This is a genomic window from uncultured Kiloniella sp. (genome assembly GCF_937128705.1).
In the GTDB taxonomy this organism is placed as follows: Bacteria; Pseudomonadota; Alphaproteobacteria; order Kiloniellales; family Kiloniellaceae; genus Kiloniella.
The window spans coordinates 1-4,417 of the sequence record NZ_CAKZMP010000145.1 but is presented as its reverse complement, the minus strand read 5'-3'; the positions used below and the strand labels follow the sequence as shown (position 1 = coordinate 4,417).

The window sequence follows — 4,417 nt, the reverse complement described above, 5'->3', positions numbered from 1 at the left end:
CCACTTCGGGCCCACCAGTGATAACTGCCACTTCAGTTGGATCAAAAACCTCTTCAATCATTTTTGCCATTAAGGCCGATGTTGCAGGCGTGTATTCAGACGGTTTAATCATCGCCCGATTGCCGGCAGCCAATACACTTGCCAACGGGCCAAACGTTAAATTAACAGGGAAATTCCATGGGCTCACAATGCCAACTACGCCCAGCGGTTGATATTCAATTTTGGATCGGGCGCCCAATAGGTTCAGTGGGAACATAGTGTTGCGGCGTTCTGTTTTCATCCATTTTTTAAGATTGGCTTTGGCATGTTTGATGGGGCCAACTCCTGCGGCGATATCCGTTAACTTGCTAAGATAGGTGGAACGGTGGCCAAAGTCGCTGTCCATTGCTTCGCAAAGTTCGTCTTGATACTTCAACAACACGCCTAACGTGTCGGATATGGCTTGCGGGTCCAGGGCAACCTTGTCCAATTCCATGAGGGCGCCTGCCCAATCCAGTGTTTCCGCAATTCCCGGGTTCTTAAACAGTTCCTCTTGACGCAGTCTTTGGACGTAAGCGACGATTTCTCGTGAAAGAGCTTCGCTGGCTCCCGGAACTTTGAGTTTCACGATATCGAGCTCACGTTCGGCATTTGGATAATCCACCCAGTGATCTAGACAACGCCGTTTCAGGGCATCATGGATTTCCCGTGTTCGGTTGGTGGTGATAATCACCACCGGTGGTTCGGCTGCTTTGATGGTGCCCAATTCCGGGATAGTCACCTGATAATCGGACAAAATCTCAAGCAGAAATGCTTCAAAAGCTTCGTCCGTTCGATCGAGCTCGTCGATCAACAGCACTGGCGCTCGGCCTTTGTCGGCCTCCAGAGCCTGCAGGATCGGGCGTTTGATGAGAAATTTCTCGGAAAAGACCCCCTGCTCCATCGCGTCCCTGGAAACCGCGCCGCTGGCTTCGCGCATCCGGATTTCCACCATCTGGGCGGCATAATTCCATTCGTAAACGGCCGACGCCACATCCAATCCTTCATAACACTGCAAGCGAATGAGCGGACGGTCCAGAGCGTTGGACAGAACTTTGGCGATTTCCGTTTTCCCGACACCGGCTTCTCCTTCGAGAAACAGCGGGCGTTGCATGTTCAAGGCAAGGTGAATCACCGTGGCAAGAGAACGGTCGGCTACGTATTTTCCGTTGGCTAGGTTTTGAAGGACGTCATCAATTGAAGCAGAGATTTGAGACGAATTAGGCATGACGTGCTCCGCAGGAAGATTATTAAAACGTAAAAAGGCCGCAGTTGATTAATGCAAAGCAACTGCGGCCAGATAGATTAGCCGTTTATTTGAGCAACGGCGCGTTTGGCAAGAACCTTAATCAGGTTGGCACGATATTCTGCAGATGCATGTATATCGCTATTCAGGCCATCTGCAGATACAGAAATGTTATCCAATGATTGTGGGGTGAAGCTTGCTGAAAGGGCAGCCTCCATTTCTGTTTGACGGAAGACGCAAGGACCAGCACCTGTAACTGCTACTCTGATGCCAGAGCTGGTTTTTGCGACCATCACGCCGACGATGGCATACCGTGACGCCGGGTTATCGAACTTTATGTAAGCAGCTGCTTCTGGTCTCGGAAAGGTCACATTGGTAATGATCTCGCCTTCTTCCAAAGCTGTTTCAAAAAGGTCGGTAAAGAAATCATCTGCGGCAATTGTCCGCCGATTGGTACTGACCACTGCGTTCAGTCCGACAACCGCAGCAGGATAGTCTGCTGCTGGGTCATTGTTGGCAATTGAGCCCCCAATGGTTCCTCTGTTGCGAACCTGGGCATCACCAATCCCGCTGGCAAGAGATGCTAGTACAGGGATTGTTGCTTTGGTTGCCACTTCGGCATGGGTTGTCATAGCCCCGATAGCCAGTTGATCACCATCGGGGCAAACCCCACGGAGTGATTCAATAGCACTTAGGTCAACCAAAGCTTCCGGTTGGGCCAGACGCTGTTTGAGTGTCGGGATTAAGGTTTGTCCCCCGGCAAGCAAAACGGTGTCATCGTTCAGGAGGCTAGCAGCTTCGTCTATGGTACCCGGACGTTTGTAATCAAAATTATACATGATGCATTCCTCCCTTATAGTCCCTGTGCCGCACGCCATACCTTTTCAGGTGTGGCTGGCATGTCGATTTCCTTGCCCAGTGCGTTGGTGATGGCATTCATCAATGCCGCTGGTGCAGAGATCGCACCTGCTTCACCACAGCCCTTTACGCCAAGGGGATTTGTCGTACATGGGGTGTTGATGGTTTCGACCCGGAAGGTCGGCAAGTCATCAGCACGAGGCATGCAATAGTCCATGTAAGAACCGGTCAAAAGCTGACCGCTTTCCTTGTCATAAACACAGTTTTCCAGAAGAGCCTGCCCGATACCTTGCGCAAGGCCACCGTGAACTTGTCCTTCGACAATCATGGGGTTAATCACGTTACCAAAATCATCCACAGCAACCCAATCCAGGATTTCTGTTGTACCTGTCTCGGGATCAATCTCGACCTCGGCGATGTGGGTGCCAGCAGGGAAGGTAAAGTTTAGCGGATCATAGAACGCCGTTTCGTCCATGCCCGGTTCAACATCCGCCGGATAGTTATGGGGTACATAGGCAGAAAATGCGATCTCTGCCATTGTCATTTTTTTATCCGTACCCGCAACAGAGAAAACACCACCGGAATGTTCAATGTCCTCGACAGAAGCTTCCAGTGTATGGGCTGCAATTTTTTTACTTTTTTCGACAACTTTATCGATGGCTTTCATAATTGCAGACCCTCCGACAGCAAGGGACCGGGACCCATAGGTACCCATTCCAAAAGGTACCTTACCGGTATCGCCGTGGGATATTTCCACCTGATCAATCGGCACGCCGAGTTGGTCGGAGACGATCTGGGCAAAGGTTGTCTCGTGACCTTGGCCGTGTGAGTGGCTACCTGTAAAGACAGTCACGCTGCCGGTTGGGTTGAAACGAACCTGTGCAGATTCCCATAGTCCCACACCAGCACCAAGAGAACCAACCGCCGCTGACGGTGCAATGCCGCAAGCTTCGATAAAGGCGGAATAGCCAATCCCGCGAAGCTTGCCGCGTTTTGCCGATTCAGCTTTTCTGGCTTCGAAACCACTGTAATCAATGGCGGCCTGCGCCTTATCCATGGCGAGGGCATAGTTGCCGCTATCGTAGGTCATAATAACGGGTGTCTCATAAGGATAAGCATCCGGTGAGATGAAGTTCCGTTTGCGCATTTCACCCGGATCTATACCCATTTCACGGGCCCCGATTTCGATCATCCGTTCGACAACATATGTTGCTTCCGGCCGACCGGCACCACGATAGGCATCGACGGGGGCTGTGTTTGTAAACCCAGCCTGAACCTCACAATAGATGGCTGGCATTGTATACTGACCATTAAGCAAGGTGCCGTAGAGATAGGTTGGCACGGCAGAGGCAAAGGTTGATAGATAACAGCCAACATTTGCTTTGGTCGATACCTTGAAGCCTAGGATTTTACCATCGGCATCAAAGGCCATTTCTGCATGGGTTTCATGATCACGGCCATGAGCATCAGACAGGAATGATTCAGATCTTTCCGCTGTCCATTTGATGGGGCGATCAAGTTTCTTTGTTGCCCAGGCGCAGACGGTTTCTTCGGAATAGATAAAGATCTTTGATCCAAATCCACCCCCGACATCCGGGGCGATAACCCGCAATTTATGTTCTGGTGCGACCGCATTAAAAGCCGACAGGACAAGCCTGTGTACATGAGGATTCTGACTGGTGGTATAGAGTGTTATTTCGTCTGTACCTGCATCATATTCCCCCAGTGCAGCACGGGGTTCCATTGCATTTGGAATCAGACGGTTATTCCGTAAATCCATTCGGGTGACGTGATGCGCTGATGCGATGGCCTTTTCTGCGGCGGCACGGTCGCCGAGCTCCCAATCAAAAGAAAGATTGCCAGGGATATCATCGTGAATTTGCGGAGCGTCGCTGGCTAATGCGTCGCCAACTTCAATAACATGTGGAAGCTCTTCATAGTCGATTTCTACAAGTTCGGATGCATCCCTTGCCTGCTGCAGGGTTTCAGCAACAACAAGTGCAACCTGATGTCCAACGTATTTAACATGACTTACGGCCAAGGCCGGGTGTGCCGGGGCTTTATGTGGAGTGCCATCTTTAGAGGTAATTCCCCAGCCACAGATAATAGGACCAATGCCATCGGCTTCCATATCTGGACCCGTTAAAATGTCAACAACACCAGGTGCTTTCAGGGCTTCGCTTGTGTCGATGCTGTTAATTTTTGCGTGGGCATAGGGTGATCGAATGAAGTATCCATAGGTTTGGCCGGGCTTTGTGATATCGTCGAGATATCGTCCCTTGCCGATGATAAAAC

The 4,417-nt window shown here is 50.8% G+C and carries 3 protein-coding genes and 1 pseudogene; all 4 read right to left on the bottom strand.

From position 1 onward, the window contains the following. On the bottom strand, positions 1-385 hold a 385-nt coding region (locus Q0241_RS08220), incomplete at its 3' end, for an aldehyde dehydrogenase family protein (protein ID WP_299375862.1). 9 nt (positions 386-394) lie between these two features. Continuing rightward, a pseudogene (locus Q0241_RS08215) lies at positions 395-1,246 on the bottom strand (MoxR family ATPase); the annotation flags it as partial. Between the two features lie 77 nt (positions 1,247-1,323). Continuing rightward, positions 1,324-2,103, bottom strand: a complete 780-nt coding sequence (locus Q0241_RS08210) for a xanthine dehydrogenase family protein subunit M (protein WP_299375859.1) — start codon at positions 2,101-2,103, stop codon at positions 1,324-1,326. A gap of 14 nt (positions 2,104-2,117) precedes the next feature. After that, positions 2,118-4,417 (bottom strand): xanthine dehydrogenase family protein molybdopterin-binding subunit (locus tag Q0241_RS08205; protein WP_299375857.1); only part of this gene is annotated, 2,300 nt, incomplete at its 5' end.